General features: G+C 42.9%; 19 protein-coding genes and 4 pseudogenes. 18 read left to right on the top strand and 5 right to left on the bottom strand.

The window, feature by feature from the left end:
• Positions 1 to 228 precede the first annotated feature (228 nt).
• From NSTCB13_RS32345 to NSTCB13_RS32295, 11 genes and pseudogenes are all read left to right on the top strand, one after another.
• Positions 229 to 2,986, top strand: a pseudogene (locus NSTCB13_RS32345) (efflux RND transporter permease subunit).
• Positions 2,986 to 4,012 (top strand): annotated as a pseudogene (hpnA, locus tag NSTCB13_RS32340) (hopanoid-associated sugar epimerase). Before NSTCB13_RS32345 ends, hpnA begins: the two co-directional pseudogenes overlap by 1 nt.
• 70 nt (positions 4,013 to 4,082) lie before the next feature.
• Positions 4,083 to 5,102 carry an adenosyl-hopene transferase HpnH gene (hpnH, locus tag NSTCB13_RS32335; RefSeq protein ID WP_445631665.1) on the top strand — a complete coding sequence of 340 codons (1,020 nt, stop codon included), beginning with the start codon at positions 4,083 to 4,085 and terminating at the stop codon, positions 5,100 to 5,102.
• A 184-nt stretch (positions 5,103 to 5,286) separates the two neighbouring features.
• Positions 5,287 to 6,102 carry an alpha/beta fold hydrolase gene (locus NSTCB13_RS32330; protein ID WP_448275133.1) on the top strand — a complete coding sequence of 272 codons (816 nt, stop codon included), beginning with the start codon at positions 5,287 to 5,289 and terminating at the stop codon, positions 6,100 to 6,102.
• Positions 6,103 to 6,520: 418 nt separating this feature from the next.
• On the top strand, positions 6,521 to 7,042 hold the full coding sequence (locus tag NSTCB13_RS32325; RefSeq protein ID WP_099099077.1) for a phycocyanin subunit beta: 522 nt from the start codon (positions 6,521 to 6,523) through the stop codon (positions 7,040 to 7,042).
• 97 nt (positions 7,043 to 7,139) lie between these two features.
• Complete coding sequence (cpcA, locus tag NSTCB13_RS32320) at positions 7,140 to 7,631, top strand: phycocyanin subunit alpha (protein ID WP_445631663.1); 492 nt, start codon at positions 7,140 to 7,142, stop codon at positions 7,629 to 7,631.
• Positions 7,632 to 8,330: 699 nt separating this feature from the next.
• Positions 8,331 to 9,143: a phycobilisome rod-core linker polypeptide gene (locus NSTCB13_RS32315; protein WP_445631662.1), complete on the top strand. Its 813-nt coding sequence runs from the start codon at positions 8,331 to 8,333 to the stop codon at positions 9,141 to 9,143.
• A 172-nt stretch (positions 9,144 to 9,315) separates the two neighbouring features.
• Positions 9,316 to 10,185: a phycobilisome rod-core linker polypeptide gene (locus NSTCB13_RS32310; RefSeq protein ID WP_448275131.1), complete on the top strand. Its 870-nt coding sequence runs from the start codon at positions 9,316 to 9,318 to the stop codon at positions 10,183 to 10,185.
• Positions 10,186 to 10,252: 67 nt separating this feature from the next.
• Entirely contained in the window at positions 10,253 to 10,522 is a 270-nt protein-coding gene (locus tag NSTCB13_RS32305) for a phycobilisome linker polypeptide (protein WP_448267092.1), read from the top strand.
• Positions 10,522 to 11,367, top strand: coding sequence for a HEAT repeat domain-containing protein (locus NSTCB13_RS32300; protein ID WP_448275130.1), 846 nt, complete (start codon positions 10,522 to 10,524; stop codon positions 11,365 to 11,367). The genes NSTCB13_RS32305 and NSTCB13_RS32300 overlap by 1 nt, the downstream gene beginning before the upstream one ends.
• Before the next feature lie 170 nt (positions 11,368 to 11,537).
• Complete coding sequence (locus NSTCB13_RS32295) at positions 11,538 to 12,266, top strand: HEAT repeat domain-containing protein (RefSeq protein ID WP_445631659.1); 729 nt, start codon at positions 11,538 to 11,540, stop codon at positions 12,264 to 12,266.
• 146 nt (positions 12,267 to 12,412) lie between these two features.
• Here NSTCB13_RS32295 and NSTCB13_RS32290 read toward each other — a convergent pair whose 3' ends face one another.
• Entirely contained in the window at positions 12,413 to 13,063 is a 651-nt protein-coding gene (locus NSTCB13_RS32290; protein ID WP_448275128.1) for an HD domain-containing protein, read from the bottom strand.
• A 201-nt stretch (positions 13,064 to 13,264) separates the two neighbouring features.
• Between NSTCB13_RS32290 and NSTCB13_RS32285 the strand changes: the two genes are divergently transcribed.
• From NSTCB13_RS32285 to NSTCB13_RS32265, 5 genes and pseudogenes are all read left to right on the top strand, one after another.
• Complete coding sequence (locus NSTCB13_RS32285; protein ID WP_445631657.1) at positions 13,265 to 13,396, top strand: hypothetical protein; 132 nt, start codon at positions 13,265 to 13,267, stop codon at positions 13,394 to 13,396.
• Between the two features lie 215 nt (positions 13,397 to 13,611).
• The gene (locus NSTCB13_RS32280) at positions 13,612 to 14,562 is read left to right on the top strand and encodes a protein kinase domain-containing protein (protein WP_448275127.1); all 951 of its coding nucleotides are present in this window, start codon (positions 13,612 to 13,614) and stop codon (positions 14,560 to 14,562) included.
• Between the two features lie 7 nt (positions 14,563 to 14,569).
• Positions 14,570 to 14,980 (top strand): protein kinase domain-containing protein, encoded by a 411-nt coding sequence (locus NSTCB13_RS32275; RefSeq protein WP_448275125.1) that lies wholly within the window; start codon positions 14,570 to 14,572, stop codon positions 14,978 to 14,980.
• A gap of 147 nt (positions 14,981 to 15,127) precedes the next feature.
• Positions 15,128 to 18,166 carry an L-glutamate gamma-semialdehyde dehydrogenase gene (gene pruA / locus NSTCB13_RS32270; RefSeq protein ID WP_448275124.1) on the top strand — a complete coding sequence of 1,013 codons (3,039 nt, stop codon included), beginning with the start codon at positions 15,128 to 15,130 and terminating at the stop codon, positions 18,164 to 18,166.
• A gap of 822 nt (positions 18,167 to 18,988) precedes the next feature.
• A pseudogene (locus tag NSTCB13_RS32265) lies at positions 18,989 to 19,206 on the top strand (GNAT family N-acetyltransferase); the annotation flags it as partial.
• A 164-nt stretch (positions 19,207 to 19,370) separates the two neighbouring features.
• On the opposite strand, the gene NSTCB13_RS32260 reads toward NSTCB13_RS32265, so the two are convergent.
• The gene (locus NSTCB13_RS32260) at positions 19,371 to 21,587 is read right to left on the bottom strand and encodes a hybrid sensor histidine kinase/response regulator (protein ID WP_448275122.1); all 2,217 of its coding nucleotides are present in this window, start codon (positions 21,585 to 21,587) and stop codon (positions 19,371 to 19,373) included.
• A gap of 448 nt (positions 21,588 to 22,035) precedes the next feature.
• On the opposite strand from NSTCB13_RS32260, the pseudogene NSTCB13_RS32255 reads away from it, so the two are divergent.
• A pseudogene (locus NSTCB13_RS32255) lies at positions 22,036 to 22,963 on the top strand (cobalamin-binding protein).
• A 159-nt stretch (positions 22,964 to 23,122) separates the two neighbouring features.
• On the opposite strand, the gene NSTCB13_RS32250 reads toward NSTCB13_RS32255, so the two are convergent.
• From NSTCB13_RS32250 to NSTCB13_RS32240, 3 genes are all read right to left on the bottom strand, one after another.
• Positions 23,123 to 23,425 (bottom strand): TMEM165/GDT1 family protein, encoded by a 303-nt coding sequence (locus NSTCB13_RS32250; protein ID WP_448275121.1) that lies wholly within the window; start codon positions 23,423 to 23,425, stop codon positions 23,123 to 23,125.
• A 111-nt stretch (positions 23,426 to 23,536) separates the two neighbouring features.
• The gene (locus NSTCB13_RS32245; protein ID WP_448275119.1) at positions 23,537 to 23,965 is read right to left on the bottom strand and encodes a TMEM165/GDT1 family protein; all 429 of its coding nucleotides are present in this window, start codon (positions 23,963 to 23,965) and stop codon (positions 23,537 to 23,539) included.
• A 100-nt stretch (positions 23,966 to 24,065) separates the two neighbouring features.
• Complete coding sequence (locus NSTCB13_RS32240) at positions 24,066 to 24,416, bottom strand: YkgJ family cysteine cluster protein (protein ID WP_445631650.1); 351 nt, start codon at positions 24,414 to 24,416, stop codon at positions 24,066 to 24,068.
• A gap of 228 nt (positions 24,417 to 24,644) precedes the next feature.
• Between NSTCB13_RS32240 and psb30 the strand changes: the two genes are divergently transcribed.
• Complete coding sequence (psb30, locus tag NSTCB13_RS32235) at positions 24,645 to 24,788, top strand: photosystem II reaction center protein Ycf12/Psb30 (protein WP_069068686.1); 144 nt, start codon at positions 24,645 to 24,647, stop codon at positions 24,786 to 24,788.
• Positions 24,789 to 24,858: the final 70 nt, after the last annotated feature.

The following is a 24,858-nucleotide window of genomic DNA, read 5'->3' as shown; positions in this document are numbered from 1 at the left end:
TAGCTCTCTCGATAGTTTCAAGTTTTAAGGGACTTCCAAATTAGATCCCCGACTTCTTTGAGAAGTCGGGATCTGAACACCGCCCATTTTCACAAATCAAATAGGATTGCTATCTCTGAGTGATAATAAGTAATATTGCCGTTTAGTAGTAACCAAAAATTAGCAAACCGAAGATGATTGCTGTAGCATGACTAAATAATTGTGTCATCCACACGATAATTTTCCAAGATGGTAAAGCTTCATAACTCCAAATCCGCACGAGAACTCTTCAATATTTCCAAATTGGCGATTCAATTTTCGTGGCTGACGGTGAGTTTTTGGATTGCCGTAACGGTAGCTGGTGTTCTGGCTTTCAGTTCCCTTAAATATGCCTTGTTTCCAGATATTACTTTTCCAGTAGTGGTTGTAAATGCTACAGCTCCCCTGACAACTGCCCTGGATACCGAAGCGAAGCTCACCAAACCCCTAGAAGAACGCCTCCGCTCCCTTGAAGGACTGGAGGTTATCCGCTCATCCACCTATCCTAGTCAAACAGCCGTTAGCCTCTCTTTTGTCGTTGGGACGAATTTAGAAACATCAACCAAAAAGGTTGAAACTGCCCTGAAGCAGTTAGCTCTACCTCAAGGAGCGACTTCTAAAATTATTCCCCTGAATCTAAACGAGTCAGCCGCCATTAGTTATGCCATAGAGAGTCCTACACGGAATCTCAAAGATTTGACGAAGTTAGCGCAAGATGAGATTGTTAGTGCGATCGCTAAATTACCAGGAGTATTAAAAGTCTCACTACTAGGCGCTGCGACTGCAACTCCTTCGATAAATCCAGCGAATGCGAGTGCAACAATCCCCCAAGGTGGGGCGACATTAGTCCGGTTTAACGGTGAAGATGCACTCGCATTTCAGGTAATCAAACGCGGTAATGCTAATACTTTGGAAGTAGTGAGTCGGGTTGAGAAAGAAGTTCAAAGGCTACGCTCAACCCTCAAAGATGTCAAACTTACCTTAGCTGCCACCCAAGCAGAATATATCCGCCAAGCCACCCAGTCAACCATCGATGCTTTACTGGAAGCCGTCTTGTTGTCAATAGTGGTAATTTTTCCTTTTTTATGGAATTGGCGGGCAACTCTGATTTCTGCCTTGGCGATTCCCACGTCTTTGCTGGCGACATTTATCGTCATGGCGATTTTCGGCTTCAACCTAGAAACAATCACCCTGCTGGCTTTAGCTTTGGTGATTGGTAGCATTGTTGATGATGCGATCGTGGATGTGGAAAACATCATGCGACACGTTGAAGATGGAGAAACTCCTCGCCAAGCAGCGCTTTTAGCGACAAATGAGATTGGGTTGACAGTTACCGCCGCCACTTTAACAGCAGTAGCAGTTTTTCTACCCATAGGTTTAATGGGTGGGGTAATTGGTCAGTTCTTCAAGCCTTTTGGCATCACTGTATCTGCGGCGATGCTTGCTTCTATGCTAGTTGCTCGGACTTTATCTCCAGTTCTGGCTATCTACTGGCTCAAACCGAAATCCTCGCTCTCCCCGCGTAGAGAAGCAAAAATCTGGGTGGCGTTTACCCAATCTTACAGAAATTTGCTCAGTTGGTCTTTAAATCATCGCAAGATAGTTATCGGGTTAGCTGCACTCAGTTTCATCGCAGGTATAGCACTGATTCCACTAATTCCCAAAGGATTTATTCCCAAACTCGATCGCGGCGAATTTAATATTGCTTATACGGCTCCTTTGCCGAGTATCCCTGATTTGGGCAGAGGGGGACAAGGGGGACAAGGAGGACAAGGGGGACAAGGAGGACAAGGAGGACAAGGGAGTGATATTCCTAGTCCCCAATCTCTAATCCCCAATCCCCAATCCTCAATTCCCAATCCTTTAAATGATTCTCTTGTGGTTGCGAAGAAACTAGAAGAGGTTGTGAGAAAATCACCGGCAGTTGAAACGGTATTTACCACCGTTGGTTCTCGTGAGGGTGAGCCGAATAAAGGGACACTATACGTAAAGTTAAAGGAAAATCGCACGATCGCAACTGCGGAATTACAAGACCCAGTTGCGCTCCTCCTTACCTGTTCTTTCTGGGGTAACTACTAGTGTTGAAGATATTCAATTTGTCGATTCTGGCGGTCAAAAACCCCTGCAAATAGCATTACAAGGTGATAATCTCCAAGCTTTGAGCAAAGCAGTCAAAGCCATTAAAGAAAGGATTCAAAGGCTACCGGGATTCGCTGATGTCACAGTTACAGGTGAAACGAATCCACAGGGCACGGTTTTTCAGATCGAGCGTCTGAATAATCAGCGCGTAGCCTACATCAGTGCTAATCTTGGCAAGGATCTGTCTTTGGGTGATGCCACCGACAAAGTGGTAGCTGAAGCAAACGCGGTGTTACCCTCTAATGTTTCTTTAAATTTAGGAGGAGACTCTGCTAACCAAAATAAGGTTTTTAGCAGTTTCGGCAGTACTTTAGCTCTATCTGCCTTGTGCATTGTTGTGGTACTAATTTTACTATTCAAAAGCTGGGTAGACCCTTTAGTTATTGGTGTCTCTTTGCCTTTAGCACTAGTGGGGGCGATGTTGGCGCTACTAATTACCAAGAGCGACTTTGGTATGATCTCATTGATCGGTTTCGTCTTTTTGCTGGGGCTGGCAAATAAAAATGCGATTTTGCTTGTAGATTATATCAACCAGTTACGCAATGCTGGCTTAGACCGTACAGAGGCGATTCTCAACACCGGAGTAGTGCGCCTCAGACCAATTATGATGACCACGGCCTCGACTATTTTAGGGATGCTGCCGATCGCTTTGGGTTTGGGTGCTGGTTCCGAATTGCGATCGCCGATGGCTGTAGCGATCGCAGGTGGATTAGTAACTTCAACTATTCTCAGTTTGATTGTTGTGCCTGTAGTCTACACAATTTTGGATGATTGGTTTCCCCGATTTAAGAAGGGGAGCAGGGGAGCAGGGGAGCAGGGGGCAAGTTGATGCAGGTTTTTGTCACCGGGGGGACGGGTTTTATTGGTGCTCATTTGGTACGGTTGTTACTGCAACAGGGATATGCCGTCAAAGCACTGGTACGCCATAGCAGCAATTTGGAGAATTTACGCGGTTTAGAGGTGGAAATTGTCAAAGGCGATTTGAACGATCCAAATCTTTGGCAACAGATGGGAGGTTGTCAATATTTATTTCATGTAGCAGCTCATTATTCCCTCTGGCAGACAGACCGAGAATTACTCCACCGTTACAATGTCCTGGGTACGCGCAATGTGTTGGCAGCAGCTCGCAAGGCTAACATTGAACGCACTGTCTACACAAGTTCAGTAGCAGCGATTGGGGTAGGAGCGTCAGGGGAAGTTGTGGATGAAACACATCAGAGTCCTTTAGAAAAGTTGGTGGGTGACTATAAAAAGTCTAAGTTTTTGGCTGAACAAGAAGCTATGCAAGCCGTTGCTACAGGTCAGGAGGTAGTTATTGTCAATCCCAGCAGTCCGATTGGCTCGTTGGATATCAAACCTACCCCGACGGGTGATATAATCTTGCGGTTTTTACGACGGCAAATGCCCTTTTACTTGGACACTGGTCTAAATTTTATCGACGTGCGGGATGTGGCATGGGGGCATTTACTGGCTTTGCAACGGGGTAAATCTGGCGATCGCTATATCTTAGGTCATCAAAACCTCAGTCTTAAGCAACTACTCGAACAACTCGCCGATATCACAGGTCTGAGCGCACCTCAACAAACAGTACCCGCTTGGTTGCCCCTGAGTGTTGCCTGGGTTGATGAAAAAATTCTCGCACCATTGGGTAAATCGCCCTCAGTACCATTAGATGGCGTTCGGATGGCGAAACAACCTATGTATTACAATGCTTCAAAGGCTGTACGAGAATTGGGGTCTACCCCAATCTTCGCTGAACGCCGCACTCAAAGATGCTGTGGATTGGTTTGTTGTTCAGGGATATGTCAACCCCTCTGGGAAATTCAAAATTCAAAATTCACGCATTCAAAATTGAAGACCCCACAGATAAATCTTGGGGTTGAGAAAGTGGTGCATTTATCTTTAAAAGAGGAGCGATCGCAACAATGGCAGTTAATCTACAACAAGCTATGGATATTGGGAAGTATCTTGTTACACAGCGTTTGAAAGGACGCAAACGCTTCCCCTTAGTGTTGATGTTAGAACCTCTTTTTCGGTGTAATCTCGCTTGTACTGGTTGTGGTAAAATCCAACATCCGAAGGAAATATTAAAGCAAAATCTCACCCCAGAACAGTGTTTTGCCGCTGTGGAAGAGTGTGGCGCACCAGTTGTCTCCATTCCTGGTGGAGAACCTCTGCTACATCCCCAAATTGATGAGATTGTCCAGGGATTAATTGAGCGCAAGAAATATATTTACTTGTGTACTAATGGTTTGTTATTAGAAAAGAGCCTGGATAAGTTTCAACCTTCTCCTTACCTCACTTTCAGCGTGCATTTAGATGGAATGCGGGAATTACACGATCGCTGCGTCGATCGTAAAGGTGTTTTTGATATTGCTGTCAAAGCCATTCGTGCCGCTAAAGCTAAAGGCTTTCGTGTTACAACTAACACCACTATCTTTGAAGGTACTGAACCTAAAGATATGCAAGAGTTCTTCAACTTTCTGGAAACACTAAATACTGACGGGATGATGATTTCTCCCGGTTACAGTTATGAGTGGGCACCAGATCAAGATCATTTTCTCCACCGCGAACAAACCCGCGCCCTCTTCCGGCAAATTCTGGCTCCCTACAAAAGTGGTGAAAAAAATTGGAACTTCAATCACAATCCGTTGTTCCTAGATTTTCTCACGGGTGATAAGGACTACGAATGCACGCCTTGGGGTAGCCCTAGTTATAGCGTTCTCGGTTGGCAAAAACCTTGCTATCTGCTGAACGAAGGTTATTACTCTACTTTTAAGGAATTACTGGCACAAACTGACTGGAGTCAATACGGCCAGAAGAGTGGTAATCCTAAGTGTGCCGATTGTATGGTTCATTGTGGTTACGAACCCACCGCCGCAATGGATGCAATGCAGCCGCAAAATATGGCGCGTGCCCTTGGCAGTGTGTTTGGTAGAAATTAGTAGTCTGTCCCAAAAGTTTTGAGAGATTAGTGGTGTTCAGATCCCCGACTTCTTAAAGAAGTCGGGGATCTAGCAGCTCTTCAATGCAACAACATCCAGTGAGGATAAAAAGAGGATGCTTATTTAGAGATATTGCGATCGCTTCTTGAGCCAAATTCGCCGAATTTCATCAGTAAAAATACTTATGCCATTTGTATCTGTTCGCGACCTGCAAATGTATTATGAGATTCGTGGCACTGGTCAACGCCTACTCAGTATCAGTGGTACTGGAGGAGATTTGCAGCGATCGCCGACTATTTTTGACTCACCACTAGCCCCACACTTTGAAATCTTAGCCTACGATCAGCGCGGTCTGGGTCAAACTTCAAAACCTGATATTCCTTATACCATAGCAGATTACGCCGCTGATGCAGACTCTTTGTTAAATGCAGTTGGGTGGGAGAACGCTCATGTCATCGGAATTTCCTTTGGGGGTATGGTAGCCCAAGAGTTGGCACTGCGCTATCCGCACCGCGTTAAACGTCTTGTTTTGGCCTGTACTAGTAGTGGCGGTGCTGGTGGGTCGTCATATCCACTACACGAACTCGCAAACCTTGCTGCTGAAAAACTAGCTCATCGGCAAATCACAATTGCTGATACCCGTTGGCAAGAGGAAGCTTGGCTCTCTAGCCGAACTACACAATTTCAGGAATTAGTAAAGCTGACACTAGCAGTTTCTCAAGCGGGTACAGACGAACCAAGTCGTGAAGTTGGCCGTCGTCGCCAGCTTGAGGCTCGTGCTGCTCACGATACCTATAATCGACTTTCTCAACTGCATATTCCTGTCTATATCTGCGGCGGTCATCACGATGGCATATCTCCTCCTGCCAATCTTGAGGCAATGCACAAACAGATACCAGGTTCGTACTTAGAGTTCTTTAAGGGCGGTCATGGCTTTCTTTACCAAGATTCCCAAGCATTCAAGCGCGTTATTGCCTTTCTCCAAAATAAATTTGAGTAATTTTACATAAGACATATAAGACATAACTACAAAGTGACAGTAACTACAATATCTATTGCCCTCCCACAAGAGCAGCGTTCGGCTTATAAACTAAACAGAGACCAAAATATGAAGTTATGTAAATAATTTTCACAAACATAACAATAATTTGTAATAAAATATGATGCAGCAGCATTGTATAAAGAGAACTTGGAAGTAAAAAACAACATCTTAATCAGGTTTTCCAGTCGTTCATAGAAGTTTGAAGTTTTTTAACAAAAGTTTTAATCTGAAAGCCTGGAGATCGTAAACTTATTTCTTGGATGTCTGTTTTAAACCTTTCGTAACTCGTCAGGCAGTGCTGACATCAAAAATCAACTGAACCATTCAGTTTTGAGTCCAATTATTCTTAACCAAGCAAATTAGGAGATTTAACGCAATGGTTTTAGATGCATTTGCAAAAGTAGTTTCCCAAGCTGATACACGCGGCGAATATCTCTCTGATGCACAATTGGATGCATTGAGCGAACTAGTCAAAGATGGTAACAAGCGTGCAGATGCTGTTAACCGTATTACCAGCAATGCGTCAGCTCTTGTTGCTGCTGCGGCTCGTGATTTGTGGGCAGAACAACCCCAATTGATCACTCCCGGTGGTAATGCTTACACCAGCCGTCGTGCAGCTGCTTGTATCAGAGACTTGGACATCATTCTTCGCTATATCACCTACGCTATCTTTGCTGGCGATTCTAGCGTACTAGACGATCGTGCCCTCAATGGATTGCGGGAAACCTACTTGGCATTGGGAACTCCAGGAGCTTCAGTTGCTGTTGGTATTCAAAAGCTGAAACAAGCTTCTTTGGCAATTGTCAACGATACAAACAATATCACCAGAGGCGATTGCAGTGCTTTGTCATCTGAAATAGCTAGCTATTTCGATCGTGCTGCTGCTGCTGTGGCTTAAGCAAAGCAAGCATTGCTGATGTTGACTAAATAATTGTCCTGTCTATTAGGACAAAACAAAATTTCAACCATAACGTTTGTAAAAGGGAAATACCAAAATGACAAAAACACCTCTAACTGAAGCAATTGCATCGGCTGATTCTCAAGGACGCTACCTCAGCAGCACCGAAATTCAAGTTGCTTTTGGTCGCTTCCGCCAAGCTCCTGCTAGCTTACAAGCAGCAAAAGCTTTGAGTGCCAATGCTCAACGCTTGACCGAAGGTGCTGCTCAAGCAGTGTATAACAAGTACCCTTACACCACTCAACAACAAGGCCCTAACTTCGCGGCTGATGCACGCGGTAAAGGCAAGTGTGTACGTGATATCGGCTACTACTTGCGGATTATCACATACGCTTTAGTTGTTGGTGGCACAGGTCCCTTGGATGATTTCTTAATTTCTGGCTTGGCTGAAATCAACCGGACTTTTGACCTGTCTCCTAGCTGGTACATTGAAGCTCTCAAGTACATCAAAGCTAACCACGGTCTCAGCGGCGATCCAGCTGTTGAAGCAAATTCCTACATCGACTATGTAATCAATACTCTAAGCTAGAGTGTTTCTTTAGCCCGGAGAGGAAATCAGCTCTTATGACAAGTGAGTTCTATGAGTTGTTTACCTCTCCGGGCAGTTTTTTAAGAAAAGCTAGCTGAAAACCTTGGAGAAAGAGGAACGTAGTTCTGTATTTTTTGCTTTAGAACAGGGATGAAAGCTGCCGACGTAGCACGGTATTTGCTACAAATTTGGGAAAGTTCACAACCCAGTGCCTCTTTTAAGCTACCGTCAATTGGCACAATATTTTTGTCAGTACAAGATTTAAGAACCTACCCTCGGACTAGGGGAAAGTATACGCCCGAAATAACGTAAGGAGATATCACTACGCCCTTATGGCAAATGTGGTGAGGCAGCGATCGCAATCTTCTACCTTCTCTTGGGAGACGCTACGTGTTCGCGGAACGTTCCGTAAGGAAGGAAAGATGCTAGTGCAACGTTAGCGAGTCCGCGCCCCTACAGGGAAGCAAGCTACGGGCAGTGTCTGGCAGAGAACGTCTAGAGGTTTCTCCCCTATGAGGGACTGCCAAACCGATAAGGTGAGCCTGGGAACCTGTGGAAACAGGATATTAAGGCAGCTATGTCTTAAAAATCACCTGATTTCAAGTAAGGTGAGTGTCAATTTCAAAAAGACTGTTAAAAGACTAGAAAAAATTTTCTAAAAAGTTTTCAGTTTTGCAGTTAAAACTGAGGAGGTTAAAGATGGCAGCTTTGGGACAAGCAGCAAGATTAGGGATTGCAGCGTTTGAAAATTCAGCACCAGTAGAACTACGCCCTGATAGAACAGAAGCCGATGTGGCAGTGGTTATCCGGACGGCTTACCGTCAGGTTTTGGGTAATGCATATCTACTAGAAGGAGAGCGTCTAGAGAGTGCAGAATCACTGTTGCAACAAGGTGAAATCACCGTAAGAGGATTTGTGCTAGCCATTGCTCAATCAGAACTCTATCGGGATAAGTTTTTCTACTCCAACTCCCAAACTCGGTTTATCGAGTTGAATTATAAGCATTTATTGGGGCGTGCCCCAGAAGATGAGTCAGAGATTTCGTACCATGTTGAGCTTTACAACTCACAAGGTTACGAAGCTGAGATTAATTCCTACATTGACTCATTAGAATACCAAGAGAGTTTTGGCGAAAATATTGTGCCCTACTACAGAGGCTTTAAAAGTCAAGTAGGACAGAAAAATGTTGGCTATAGCCGACTGTTCCAACTTTACCGGGGTTATGCCAATAGCGATCGCGCTCAAGGACAAAAACAAGGACGCCTCACTTGGGAAGTGGCTAAGAATTTAGCTTCACCCATTTATCCAGTCTCTGCTGGAGCCTTAGCAGGTCTTTCTAGAGGCGATCGCGGCGAAACATACCGGATCAGAGTACTACAAGCAGCTTCCCCAAACTCAGCTGTAGTACGGCGCGGTACTGCGGAATTGATCGTACCCTACGAACAACTTTCTAGTAAATTACAGCAGTTGAATCGCAAGGGCAGTAAGGTTATTAGCATTACAGCCGTATAAATAGGGAATCGGGAATTAAGTGAGGAGTTAGGAGTGAGGAGTGAGGAGTCAAGAGTGAGGAGTTAGAAGTTATGAGTTTTAAACTCCTAACTATATTCCTACCCTTAAATCCTAACTCTTAACTCCTAACTCCTAATTTTTCCAACTATTAATTACAAAAGGAAAATTACCAATGGCCGTTACAACAGCAGCTTCTCGTCTGGGAACAGAACCTTTTAGCGATCAGTCTCCTGTAGAATTGCGTCCGAATGCAACCAAAGAAGACATTGAAAGAGTAATTGCTGCCGTCTATCGTCAAGTTTTGGGCAACAACTACATATTGGCATCTGACCGCCTGACAAGTGCTGAATCTATCCTGCGCGATGGCAAAATTACAGTGCAAGAATTTGTACGTCAAGTAGCTAAATCAGAACTGTACAAATCCAAATTTTTCTACGACAACTTCCAAACTCGTGTCATCGAACTGAACTACAAACATTTGTTGGGTCGTGCCCCTTATGATGAGTCTGATGTCGTCTATCACTTGGACTTGTATCAAACCAAGGGATATGAAGCCGACATTGATTCTTATATCGATTCTCCAGAGTATCAATCTAACTTTGGTGAAAATATAGTGCCTTACTATCGCGGCTTTGAAACCCAAACAGGACAAAAAACTGTCGGATTTACCCGAATATTTCAACTTTATCGCGGCTATGCCAGTAGCGATACCTCCCAACTCAAAGGCAAAGACACCCGCCTTGCTAGCGAACTAGGTCGCAATAGTGCATCCGTCGTTGTTCCTCCCTCTGGTGCTTCCTCAGGCTTTTCATACGTTGCTTCTGAAAAAGGCGTTACCCCCAGCAGCACTTTTGGTGGTGCGGGAACTTTTGGTAAAGAAGGCAGACTTTACCGTATTGAAGTAGCAGGTGTTTTTGGAGCTGGGTATCCCAGCACACGCCGCGTCAATCAAGCGGTGGTTATACCTTATGAAGAACTATCTAGTTACTTCCAGAGAGTGGTAAAACAAGGTGGTAAAATAGCTAGTGTGAAACCCCTTTAGTATCAATAGTCAATAGTCATTAGTCAATAGTCATTATTAAGGACAAAGGACTAATGACGATCTAAAATTGGAAATTAATTTTATGGTTGGAGCAATTAGTAGTACGAGTAGTCGCTACTTTCGGTATGAAGTGGTGGGTTTGCGCCAAAGCGAAGAAACTGAAAAAACCAACTATCCGATTCGTTCTAGTGCTACTGTGTTTTTCACAGTACCAGAGAACCGGATGAATCAAGAAATGCAGCGGATTACTCGCTTGGGTGGCAAAATAGTCAGCATTCAGCCATTGAACGCTGAAGCTAAAACAAATAGCGAACAAAGCGATCCTCCTTCTTCATAATGAATTCTAGTCCGCAAAAATTTGAAGATTTATCACCGACAGGTAACTCTGGCGATGGTGAATCTTTAACAGTAGAGCAAGCGATCGCTAATCTTGAGAGTGCAGATTTAGGTCTGCGCTTTTATGCTGCCTGGTGGTTGGGTAGGTTTCAAATCTGTGAAGCAGCTGCGGTTAGAGGATTGATTAAAGCGTTAAAGGATGAAGCCGACAGAACACCAGAAGGCGGATATCCTCTGCGACGTAACGCAGCTAGGGCTTTAGGGAAACTAGGCGATCGCCAGGCAGTCTCACCTTTAATTGGGTGTTTAGACTGCTCAGATTTTTATGTCAGGGAAGCAGCGGCACAATCCTTAGAAATGCTGGGCGATCCGGTTTGTATTCCCGCCCTGATTGAGTTATTACAAGTAGGTTTGCAGGGAGAGCAGCTAATATCAAAGCAGCCTGATTTATCTCAACCCTACGAGGCCATTTTAGAAGCCTTGGGAACATTGAGGGCGACTGAGTGCATCCCTTTGGTAAAACCATTTTTAGAGCATCCAATCGAATTGGTGCAATATGCTGCCGCACGAGCGATGTATCAATTAACCCAAGAACCAGTTTATGGAGAACGGTTAGTCAAAGCTCTGGCAGGAGATAAATTGCAATTGCGTCGAGCAGTGTTAGCAGATTTGGGAGCGATTGGATATTTACCCGCAGCAGATGCGATCGCCGAAACTCTTGCTGAAAATAGCCTGAAGCTAATTTCTCTGAAAGGATTACTAGAACATCAAGTTAAGCACACAGCAACAAGCACTTTGTCAGATGGTGCGATTAAAGTGATAAATTTGATGGACTCGCTTTTGTAGTTATAATTTCCCAGGCATTAGTTGTTATTAATACGTTTAAATCAAGTGTCGATCGCACATAAAGCCCTAACATAACTGCGAAATAAGGGCTAGGGGGTTTATGTCTGATGTCAACTACGGAGGGCTTAAGCTACAATTGGCAGATCCCTAATGACTGATGGCAAATTATTATGAATAACAGTGACCTTGCCCAAATATTAATTCGTGCTGTGGAAGAAGCAGACTCTTCGGATCGCTTATTAGACGCAGTTCAGGAATTAGCGGCAGCTGGTATTGAGGAATCTGTTCCCACTCTGATTGCAGCTTTGGGCTACAACAATCCAGGGGCAGCAGTGGCAGCAGTAGATGGACTAATTGCGATCGGCGAAGTCGCAGTACCATCACTATTGGAACTAATTGATGACTACAACTACAGTGCGAGAGCCTGGGCGATTCGTGCCTTAGCGGGAATTGGCGATGTTCGGGCGCTAGATACCTTATTAGAGGCAGCAAAAAACGATTTTTCCTTAAGTGTGCGGCGAGCAGCTGCTAGGGGATTAGGCACTTTACGTTGGCAGCAACTACCTGCTGAGAAAGTGGAATCTGTTCAGACTCAGGTATTAGAGGCACTATTAGTAATTTCTCAAGATCCAGAGTGGATAGTGCGCTATGCAGCAGTGACGAGTTTAGAGGCACTAGCAATTGCCATAGCAGTCACTTTACCAGAGCAAGCATCGCGGATTACAAATCAACTTCAGCAAATACTTGATACTGATGCCGATGTGGGAGTTCGTACCCGCGTAAAATTTGCACAGCAAAAAATTCAACAGCAACAACATCAAGAAATGTTTGCACCAAAAAGAAAGCTAGAAAATACTGAAGTGCCTGAAGTACCTCATCGTGGTGGTGGCAGACGGTAAATTACCAGACACCAACCGCGCTTGCGGTATGGTGTTAGGTCTGCCAATTCATCAGGGATAGCCTTCAGAACTCCTTGTTTTATTGGTCTTACATTCGCTGCTTTGATAGGGAGTCCTGGTTCCCAAGACTTGAAATTTTTATCAAACTAACCAAGCGATAAAGATTGAATTTCTGCCTGGATATTGCCACGAGCAGATGGTTCGGCAAACTCTGACATTAAAGGTGTAAGATAAATACGCGATCGCTGTAAAAATCGTTCTAAAATTTTCTGACGACCTGTGATATAATCTGCCTCTGCTACCCAGCCATATTCCTGACGAATAGCATGGGCGTATTCTTTATAATCAACTGGGTTAGTAGCCAAAATCGCTAAATCTGCATCAACTAGGACTTGGCTATCATAGTCATTTACCGCAGCTTGGTGGTTTTTAGTGTTCAAAATCAGACGGGTGACAGTAATTATGATACTTTCTGGAATACCCAAATTATTCAGCAATTCAAAAGCATAGTCTGCACTTCGTTCTTCGTTATCTTTGGCTTCAGTGTCATACACTACATCGTGAAACCAGGCAGCTAGTTGAACAGCAGCTAAGTTGTTGGCATAGCCTTGCAAAATCTCAATTGTGCTGAGAACGCGATCGATGTGTTTCAGTGTATGGTAATAGCGACCAGGGGTAGAGTAAGCTTCTACCAAGAGATTAAAGGCTTTCTCAGCCGCTACCTGGTCAACGCCAAAGGGTTGGAGTGTTTGTTGCCAGTTATAAAATAAAATATCCATAAAGTTTTCTGTAGGCATAGAGGCAGTATACCCATTCTGAGTATTGGAAAAAATAAGTACATACTGTTAAAACAGCAGTAGAAGACTTCAAGTAGAACCTCATCTTCTAACTCGGCTACGAGAAAGAGGGGAAAAATTTTCTTCCCCTTACTTGTAGTAAAGGGTTAAGAGTGAGTTCACGCGAATATATTTACAAGTTATAAATCTAGTTATAAATCAATGAAACTTTGGACGCCCAATCAACATCTGGACAACGGAAGATTCATTATACAAAAAGTCCTTGGTGGCGGTGGCTTTGGTGTCACCTATAGCGCCATAGAACAGCATACAGGTAAATTTAGTTGTTATTAAAACCCTCAATCATATTCAACAAAGTAAAGAAGACTTCCAGCAGCGACAGGTAAAAGTTTTATGTGGGGTTGTAGGTGTTTTCTTTTTCATCAAGATTTGTAATCAGTATTCAACCGGATTTAATCTCAGATACTTTGCGGGACATCAGTGGTTCACTACTGTGATATCTGATACAGGTAAGTTATGATTGTGGGCATTAATTTTTTATTGTTCAGATGCCAGCTAAAATCATCCTTACCGTTATTCAAGGACAATTATTAGGACAGCAATATATTTTTGATTGCCGCAGTAGCTGCATAATCGGTAGAAGTTCAGATTGCAATCCTCAGTTACCAGATGATCGGAATCATCGGGGCATCTCCCGCTATCACTGTTTACTGGATATTAATCCTCCTGATATTCGGGTGCGGGACTTTGGTAGTAAAAATGGCACTTACATTAACGGTAAAAATATTGGACAACGCCAACGAAATCAAACGGCTGAAGAAGCTGTAAAATGCCACTTTCCAGAGTATGATTTACGAACAGGCGACGAAATTAACTTAGGTCACACTGTCTTTAAAGTTAGTATAGAAATACATCCAGATGAAGTAAATCTACCAACCTTCATCCCTGACGATGTTACTGTCAAAAATAACCCAGTACAACAAGTTTATTGCTTAGACATCATCAGATACTTTCTGAAATTGGCTGAGAGTGGCGATCGCAATCTCAAAGCAATTAGCGGTTATAATATTGTCAAACTTCTCAGCACGAGTGAATTCGGAGAAGTTTATTTAGCACAGCACAATCAGTCTGGCAAGTTCATAGCCTTAAAGGTCATGTTACCAGCAGTGGCGGCGAATGACTTCGCTGTGCAGATGTTTCTCCGGGAGACTGAAAACACTAAGGCATTGCAACATCCTCATGTAGTGCAACTCATGGATTCTGGCTTCTCGGAAATTATCTTCTTTTTTACAATGGAATATTGTGAGGGCGGTACTGTATGGGATTTCATGCAACAACTGGGTGGGCGATTGTCTGTTGATATTGCAGTACCGATTATTCTCCAAATTTTAGACGCTTTAGAATATGCCCACAATGTTGAACTTCCTTATGTCAAACTGGCTGATGGGAAGTTTGGCAAAGGTAAAGGTATAGTTCACCGCGACCCTCAAACCGAGTAACATCTTCTTGACTAAGATTGATGGAAAGCTGGTGGCTAAAATCGGTGATTACGGCTTATCTAAAGCCTTTGACTTGGCTGGTTTAAGTGGTCAAACTTTGACTGGAACTCAAGCGGGTACTCCCGTTTTCATGCCGCGACAGCAGGTGCTTAACTTTAAATATGCCCAACCGGAGGTAGATATTTGGGCAGTTGCGGCTTGTCTCTACAATATGCTAACAGGTTGTTTCCCCCGCAACTTCACAGGCGATCCTTTTCTGGCAGTTTTACAGAATAATCCCATACCAATTCGCCAACGAGATGCAACAATTATGCAACCCCTAGCGCAGGTGATTGATTTGGCGTTGGTTGATAAGCCAGAAATTCACTTTAAGAGTGCAGCTGAATTTAAGCGGGCATTGTTAAGTGCGTTGTCATAGTCGAGTTTATAGCAGTTTTTATCTATTTAATCCACATCTGTCGTCGATTACGAATTCTACATAATGGTGACAGCTAGATGAAAGCGTCAAAATAGAGACACAGGCTTTGTACAAAAAGCCTTGCCTTGATTAACGGAGTTATTATCAGTGGTATTACAAGTACAAACAAGCACCTACGAAGCTAAAACCCAAGAAATTGCTAAACAACTTCTAGCCGCAACGCAGGAAAATCGTTCGTTTTTTTCTTCCCTGCGGGATCAAATGCGTTGGGATGATAAATTACTAGCTTGGGCAATGAGTAACCCTGGCTTGCGGGTGCAACTATTTCGCTTTATAGATACGCTACCTGCTTTGCACAGTAAATCAGAAATTGCCTCACATTTACAAGAATATTTAGGCGATGAATCTGTAGAATTGCCGGCAGCTTTGAAGGGAATGCTAAACTTTGCTAACCCCGACTCGATGCCTGGACAAGTTGCTGCTACAACTGTTGGGACAGCAGTTGAGACACTTGCCCATAAATATATTTCTGGGGAAAATATCAAACAAGTCATTAAAACAGTTGAACGACTGCGAAAAGAAAAAATGGCTTTCACCATCGATTTACTTGGTGAAGCTGTAATTACCGAAGCGGAAGCGCAGTCTTATCTAGAACGCTATCTAGAATTAATGCAACAATTGGTGGAAGCATCGAAGAATTGGGCAGTTATTCCGGCGATTGATGAGGCTGATGGCGAACCGATCCCAAAAGTTCAGGTTTCTGTGAAATTAACGGCGTTTTATTCCCAATTTGACCCATTAGATGCTAAAGGTAGTGAAGAGCGAGTTAGCGATCGCATTCGGATTCTCTTACATCGTGCTAAAGAATTAGGCGCAGCTGTACATTTTGATATGGAACAGTATGCTTATAAGGACATAACTCTCAGCATTCTGAAAAAACTGTTACTAGAAGAGGAGTTTCGGCAACGCACAGATATTGGCATGACAATTCAAGCATATCTGCGTGATAGCGAACAAGATGCCAAAGACATAATTTCCTGGTTAAAAGAACGCGGTTATCCCCTAACAATCCGCTTGGTGAAAGGCGCATATTGGGATCAAGAAACGATCAAAGCAGCCCAAAAGCATTGGCCACAGCCAGTTTACAACGACAAAGCCGCAACTGATGCTAACTTTGAAACCATCACTCAATTATTGCTAGAAAATCATCAATATGTCTATTCTGCCATTGGTAGCCATAATGTGCGATCGCACTCTCGCGCTATTGCCATCGCTGAAAGTTTAAATGTCCCCCGCCGTCGCTTTGAGTTGCAAGTCCTCTACGGTATGGGTGATAAAGTTGCCAAGGCGTTGGTTGATAAAGGTTATCGAGTCAGAGTTTACTGTCCTTACGGTGAATTATTGCCGGGGATGGCGTATTTAATTCGCCGATTGTTGGAAAATACCGCTAATAGTTCTTTTTTACGGCAAAATCTTGAAAATCGGCCGATTGAAGAATTATTAGCACCGCCGATTGTCAAAGAAGACAAAAACTCTTTAACTCCTAACCCTTCTCTACGAGACGCTGCGCGAACGGCAGGCTCAGGGCATCGCTCCTCACTCCTAACTCCTCACTCTCATTTCTCTGGTGCTGCTGATACCGATTACGCCGAGGAAGAGGTGAGAAAGAAGGCGGCGCAAGCTTTCCAAAGCGTTCGTCAACAGTTGGGTAAAACTTATTTACCACTGATTAATGGCGAGTATGTTAATCCACCAGAATTTGTTGATTCTCTGAATCCTTCTAAGTTCAGTGAGGTAATTGGTAAAGTTGGGTTGATTAGCGTTGAACAAGCAGAACAGGCGATGCAAGCTGCGAAAGCGGCGTTTCCTGAATGGAAGAAAACACCAGCTAAACAACGCGCTGATATTTTGCGGAAAGCGGGTGATTTGATGGAACTCCGCCGCACTGAACTTTCAGTTTGGATAGTTCTGGAAGTTGGGAAACCAGTTAAGGAAGCTGATGGAGAAGTTTCAGAAGCGATAGACTTTTGTCGTTACTACGCTGACGAGATTGAACGGTTAGATGAAGGTGTGAATTATGACATACCTGGTGAAACTAATCGTTATATTTATCAGCCACGGGGCATTGCTGTAGTTATTTCTCCGTGGAATTTCCCGCTAGCGATCGCTTGTGGAATGACTGTTGCAGCTTTAGTTTCGGGCAATTGCACTCTCCTCAAACCTGCGGAAACATCTTCTGTAATTGCAGCAAAACTCGCAGAAATCTTGGTAGACGCTGGTTTTCCCAAAGGTGTATTTCAATACGTACCTGGTAAGGGTTCGCAAGTTGGCGCTTATTTGGTAAATCATCCAGATACTCATGTAATTGCTTTTACGGGTTCCCAAGAAGTCGGCTGTCGAATTTACGCAGAAGCCGCAATATTGAAACCCGGACAGAAACACATGAAACGGGTGATTGCGGAAATGGGCGGTAAGAATGCCATTATTGTCGATGAAAGTGCTGATTTAGACCAAGCTGTTGTCGGAGTGGTGCAGTCGGCATTTGGTTACAGCGGCCAAAAATGTTCTGCTGCTTCCAGGGTGATTGTGCTGGAACCGATTTATGATACCTTTGTGCAGCGGTTGGTGGAAGCGACAAAATCGTTGAATATTGGGGAAGCAGAGTTACCGAGTACCCAAGTTGGACCGGTGATTGATGCTAATGCCCGCGATCGCATCCGCGAGTATATTGAAAAAGGTAAGGCAGAAGCAGAAGTGGCGTTGGAATTACCAGCACCCGAACAAGGCTACTTTATTGGCCCAGTCATCTTTAGTGAAGTATCGCCCAATGCGGTAATTTCTCAGCAAGAAATTTTTGGCCCTGTGCTGGCGGTAATTCGGGTGAAAGATTTCCAGGAAGCGTTAGCAGTCGCCAACGGTACAAATTACGCCTTAACTGGCGGACTTTATTCTCGAACACCTTCGCACATTCAGCAGGCACAGACAGAATTTGAAGTCGGTAATTTGTACATCAACCGCAATATTACCGGAGCGATCGTTGGACGGCAACCCTTTGGTGGATTCAAACTTTCGGGAGTAGGTTCTAAAGCAGGCGGCCCTGATTACTTACTGCAATTTTTAGAACCACGCGCGGTGACAGAAAATATTCAACGTCAAGGTTTTGCACCAATTGAAGGAGCAGATTAAACTAATGTGAAATCTACGGCTCATATCGTGTCTGTCTAATTAGCACAATCAAAACACCTGTTCCTGATTTGACTGCGTAAAACCCTCCCTCTCCGACTCCTACGGTGTACACACATCTTGGTAATGAACCCCCAATCCTGGATTTACCAACCTTAATTTCCCCGATGCATTGGGGGAAAATTATCCGGTCCCCCTTACCAAGCAGGGCTGTTTCATTCCCTAAAAGGCGCTGATTTACAAGCGTTTCAAGCAAAAAAACCAGGTGACTAAAGAATCTGATTGGGCAAGAAAATGGTGAATGCACTTAAATTTGCTGGTTGAGGTGGTAGTTTTTCTTTTTCCCACTCAAGCAAATTTCTGACTCATACTCTTGACAAAATCCCTAAAATTTCGGATGAAACAGCCCTGCTTACCAAGGGGGAGTTAGAGGGGGTCAGAAGGACTTGTGTGTACACCGTAGCTCCGACTACGAGAGGGACAGGCTTGCACTTTCGTTCAAAGCAGGGAGAGGTACATCAAACTCACGTTAAACTACAATAGGTAGTAACATCAAACAGAGTTTAATGAGTAATTTAGTTATAAAAGTTGCTGAATTACCTAAAGATTTTCCGGCAATTTAAGTAATTAGAAAATTATACCAATTTTAAAAAAGAATGCGACAAATAGACCATTTGTAGAGACGCGATTCATGAGCCAGCGTGTTGCGGGGGTTCCCCCCGTTGTAGCGACTGGCGTCGCGTCTTTACCCAAGGATGTGTTGCAATCATTAATTGAATTGGTATTAGTTTTTCAAAAAGAATAAGGGTAGATCCCGCTTGATAATTTGATGGCAAAGATGAAATATTCGAGCGTCTAATTGCTTCTTTAATGCGGAAGCTGTAGGTACTGCTAGAATCAGATATTTAGATGATAAAACTGCCAAAATAGAAAGATTAGCTGTTTTATCGACAATTAGAGAGCAAAGTATTGGTAAGAAAATTATTGAAAATGTCCTAGTGATAGCTAAACAACATATTCCAGAAGTCGTAATTCATGCTCAATAATATATGAAATATTTATACAAAAAACTGGATTTTCTAGAACGATAAATATTTGAATAAGCTGTATTTGCGATTTGAAAAGTAGAAAAATATTTTCACAGTTAAATTACAATTATATAGTATTTTTCAATAATTGTTCAGATAAATATGTATTTTATGAGCAATTAACTAAAATATTTCATTAAAATTGACTCTAGCTGGACTATACGAATTGGCTTGATCAGGTAGTCATCAAAACTACCTGGTAGCATGGCGATTTCCTCCTCTAAAGGTTCGCTAAAGGTCATCATCACAATCGGTAAATGTTCCCGATAAGGCTCTTTTCTAAGGATATTCAGCAAATTCCAGATATGAACATCTTTTACTAACTGCAAATCAAAAAAAACTAAATCTGGTTGGAAGCTTTGTATCTGTTTCAAAAAGTCGTTAGCATTATCTATCCACTTGACTTGGTAGCCAATTGTGTGGAGATAATCTTGCAATACTGTTGCTGTGTTTTCCTCTTCTTCTACAAGCAAAATAGTTTTATTTGTGGAGATGCCTGAAGAAGAGGAGGACGAGGTATTTGCTTCCTCTTCTGTCTCATCGAGATGATTTGTCTCATCTTCCCCATTTTCCGGATGCTCTGGATTTGGTAGAAACAGAATGAACTGACTGCCCTTTCCTAAAGTTGATGTCACGGTAACATCTCCACCATGTAAACGCGCTAATTTCCGCGTCAAAGCTAAACCTAAACCAGTGCCTTCATACTGACGATTTAACCGACTGTCAAGCTGTTTAAACGGTTCAAATAAAAATTGAAATTGACTTGAGTCTATACCAATGCCAGTATCTGAGACTGTAAACGTTATCCCTTGTGGCACTTTTTTGACTACCAGCGATACTTCGCCTGCTGGGGTGAATTTAATCGCATTAGTCAGCAAGTTGAGTAGCATTTGCTTGATGCGCCGCTCATCAGCAATGCAAATATCAGCTTCTTGGTCAATTTCATGTGTGAGTTGCAATCCCTTTTCTGAGGCGCGATCGCGCACTGTCCAGATGGCATAATTACATATATCTGCTACTGATAAAGATGATAGTAACAGTTCCTCTTTGCCTGCTTCTACCTTTGATAAGTCAAGGATATCGTTAATCACTGCCAGCAGGTGTTCGCCACTACTATATATACAACTTATATATTCGTTTTGCTTTTCATTCAGAGAGCCAACTATTTCTTGTTGCAGTAACTGTGACAAACCCATAATCGCATTCAGAGGTGTCCGCAACTCATGGCTCATGGTTGCTAAAAATTCAGTTTTTGCTCGATTGGCAGCTTCTGCTGCTTCTTGAGAGGCACGTAGTTTCAACTCTGTTTGCTTACGTTCAGTAATATCCTCAATCATCGCTAGAAAAAACTCAGGTTTACCATTGCTGCCTGGTATAACAGAAACAGAGATATGAGTCCAAAGTAAGTTACCATTTTGATGCTCGCAGCATCTTTCTATCTCAATACGATGTCTTTCGACAAGCTGTTTCTGATGTCTGGAGGGTTGCAAACCGTCCCTCGAAGTTCTCTTTAAGTCTGTGCGAATTCCTGACATCAGTTGTTTGTAAAGTTTTAAATCCTCTCTTTCTATGGAAATGTAATCTGTAAAGCATTTGCCGTATAACTCTTCTCGGCTGTATCCTAAAATCTGGCATAATGCCAGATTGGTATCAACTATCTGCCCTTTCATATCTATTAGGCCAATGCCGATAGAGGAACGCTCAAAAATCGCCCGAAATTGTGCCTCACTCTGTCGCAGTGCTTCCTGTACGACGTTTCGCTCGCTCGCTTCTATAGCCAGTGTCACAAAATCTGCAATTGAGCCAGCAAAACTCTCTTCTTCTAAAGTCCATTGGCGACCTTCACCTATGTGTTCGTGACAAACTACGCCTATCAAATGACCCTCTAGCCAAATTGGTGCGTCTAGTATAGATGTGATGCCTAAAACTGAAAGATAAGACTCGGATAATTCTTGGGTTCTGGGATCGTTTCTAGCATCATCTGCGGCAATAGTACGCTCCTCTTCTAAAGCCTGGAAATAAGCAGGAAAATTTGTTTTTAAAAGCAAGTTACCAAAGGTATGCTTCTTAGTCCTGACATCATACAAATCAATGCATTCAATTTTTGAACGTTCTTCATTATATAACCATACCCCAACTCGCTCTACTAACAGCGTCTGAGCAGCAGTTTCTGTAATTTCCCTCAACACCGCATTGAGATTACCTTGCTGAAATGTCTTGCTTCTTGCCAGTTGCACCAGCATCTGGCTTTGTTTTCGCCGACTACTTTCTCTGATTCGTAAAGCCTCTTGGGCCTGGTTGTGCTCTGTTATATTTCTAGCTGACACCACCTGCATTAGTTGCCCTCAAGAAGAAATAATTTGGACTTGCAGTTCTACGGAAAAAGTAGAACTGTCTTTGTATAACTACAATTACTTGCTATGGTTTTTCATAACCGGAAAGTATAATTTTTCTAACTAAATTTTATGATTCTGGCTAATTAGTTATAAGCTAGATTTTGCTGATTACTTCTGTTACTTCATACCAATAATTTTTGCCAGGGGGTAATTAGCATTTCTAGTAATTTCATTATTAAGTAATTTTACTATCAAGTAGTATAAGTAGTATAGTATTTTTTATTTGAAACTGGGGAGTGCTAAAGACTTTTCTCAATACCCAATCGCTAGTACAATTTCTTGCTGAGTACTGATTAGCAAAATACCCTTGATTCTCCTAGAGAAAGATACTTAATGGCTCAAATTCTGCCAAACTTAAGGTAACGGCAGCTTTTGCGGAGGTGGAGCGATGACAGATAATGATGTAAGAATTGTTTCCCTAATTCCCGGTGGAACGGAGATTTTAGCGACACTAGGGTTGGTTAATGCTATTGTGGGGCGATCGCACGAATGCGATTACCCTCCAGAAATCCTCAATCGCCCCATTTGTACCCAAGCACGTTTAAATAGTGATGCCTCCAGCAGCCAAATTCACGACGACGTGAACAATTTATTGCAATCTGCTCTGAGTATTTATGAAATCAAAACAGATGTTTTAGAGCAATTGCAGCCTACCCACATTCTCACTCAAGACCAGTGCGACGTTTGTGCTGTCAGCTTACACGATGTTGAAAAGGCAGTTGCTACACTCATTGACAGTAAACCTCAGATTATTTCTTTACAACCCAATATTCTCCAAGATGTTTGGGCTGACATTGAACGAGTCAGCAACATCTTTGGCGTAGACTCGGTAAAAGTCTTAGAAAATTTAGAAGCTCGCGTCAAAATTTGTCAGCAAAAAATCCAAGGACTTTCTTTAGATGAACTGCCTACTGTCGCTTGTATCGAGTGGACCGATCCTTTGATGATCGCCGCTAATTGGATTCCTGAATTAGTTAACTTAGCAGGAGGACAGTCTTTATTTTGCGCTACAGGGTCAGCCTTCTCCGATATTGCCTTGGGAAACACTAGTAACAACTAATCCCGATATAATTATTTTTATGCCTTGTGGCTTTGATTTAAACCGCACTCGCAAAGAAGCCAATTTATTAACTCAACGTCCAGAGTGGGAAAAACTACATACTACCGAAACTGGTAGAGTCTACATTACTGATGGCAATTCTTATTTCAATCGTCCAGGGCCGCGACTGGTAGATTCGCTAGAAATTTTGGCAGAAATTTTGCATCCAGAAATTTTTCAATACGGCTACAAAGGAACTGCTTGGGAACGTTTGTAAAAAAGAATTCAGAACTCAGGAGCGGAGCCGGAGACGTTTCCGTTAGCTCCGGTCAGAATTCAGTATGAATTCAAGTCTGGTTAAGTGAGATTGGTTTAAAACCTTGGCGCCTTCCAATCGCCCACAAAGACTAATTCTGATTCCTGGATTCTGAATTCTTCAAGGTGTTTGCTCTGAATCTGCTGATGGTTCATTGTTAAATAACAGCAGACGTGCCGCAAGAATGGCAAATCCTACAGCTGCGATCGCTTTTAAAATCCGTGTAGGTAATAATTCAGCTACTGCACCCCCTGCTAACGATCCCAACAAACTTGTCAACAGCAATGCGCCTGCTGCACCAAAAAACACTGCACGTGGAGAATTAGAACGTCCTGAAAGTGCGATCGCCGCTAGCTGACTTTTGTCACCCAATTCTGATAAAAAAACCGTAATAAAGCTAAGTCCTAAAAGATGCCAATCCATATAATTGATGGGGAATGGGGAAGATGAGGGAGAATAACTACTAACTTCTAATTCCTAATTCTTGTACAGACGCGATTAATCGCGTCTCTACTCCTAACTCCTAACTTGTAACTAACCTTGGAATACATCCCAAAACAGCATTAGGGAAATTACCAATAACATCACGCCGGCTGATTTTTCTACAGTTTTTGGGCTGAGTCGGCTGGCTATCCAACTACCTAAAAGTACACCTAATAAGCTGGTGGTTATTAGCGCTGCCGCCGAGCCGATAAATACCACCCACGGCGAATGAGATTGTGCGCTCATTAACAAAGTGGATAGCTGAGTTTTATCTCCAATTTCTGCTAGAAAAATGGTTACAAAAGTCGTACCGAAAACTACTAGCGTTGATTGCTGCTTTTGAGGACTATCGGCAATTACAGGCTGAACCAAGGGAGCGATCGCAGGAGTTAAGTTAAAATCATTGCTGTCTTCCAGTTCTAGCTCGATCTCAGTGTGAGATATGTCAGAAATCTCCAAAGGTGCAGAATCAAGTTTCACAAGCAGTAGTTTTGGTTGCTAGGGTGTTTTCATATTTCTATCATTTTCTCAGATTTTTGTCATAAATTGCAATCTCACACAAAAAAAGCAGGGTTGGATGTCAAAGGCCAACAGCTTGGTCGAAGCGTATTATTTCTAAACTGCGATCGCCATAAACTCCTTCTATTTGCTGGCGACAGCAGTCAATAGCAAAATCGTTGACTTCTTCTGGTTCAATCCCATACATATCTTGAAACACTTCTGATTCCACACGGCAGAAGCGGGGACGATTGGGGTAAATGCGACATTCTCGCGTGGTATGGTCGAAATTAACGCACCATCCTCCTTCGCCTACCATGCTGAGGTAGAGTTCTAGTTCTGATGGAGAGAGGTACTCTTCCAAGTCTGGACGCTCTGCTGGATCGAGATTACAACAGGCTCCACATTGCTTTACACATTGCCAAGTTGACATTTTTAATTAGGGATTGAAGAAGGGAATAGGGGACAGGGAATAGGGTACAGATTATTTCCTGTCACCTCTCCCTTAATCCCAATCCCCCTATTTTACGTTTTTATATCTTTTCTTATAATTTTGTTAAGTAAATTAAATTTAACAGTCCATAGCCATATATGATCGATTTCGGGTTTTCTAATTTAAGTTATTGAATTTTTTAAGACTATTGGCAGGAGAAAAGGAAAAATGTTTGACGCTGTGTCTGACTTGTTTAACGCTTTTACCAGTATCAATTGGGAAGTTATTTTCCAATTGTTGTCCGTGGCGCTGATCGTGATTGCTGGGCCAGCAGTAATATTTGTGCTGGCATTTCGCAACGGCAACCTATAAGAGTGCTGAGTGCTGACTAAGGAGTTAACAGTTAAGAGTTAGGAGTGAGAAGTTAATTAAGAATTCATAA

The sequence above is a fragment of the Nostoc sp. DSM 114160 genome (genome assembly GCF_053470305.1).
This window is presented reverse-complemented; position numbering and strand designations above follow the sequence as displayed.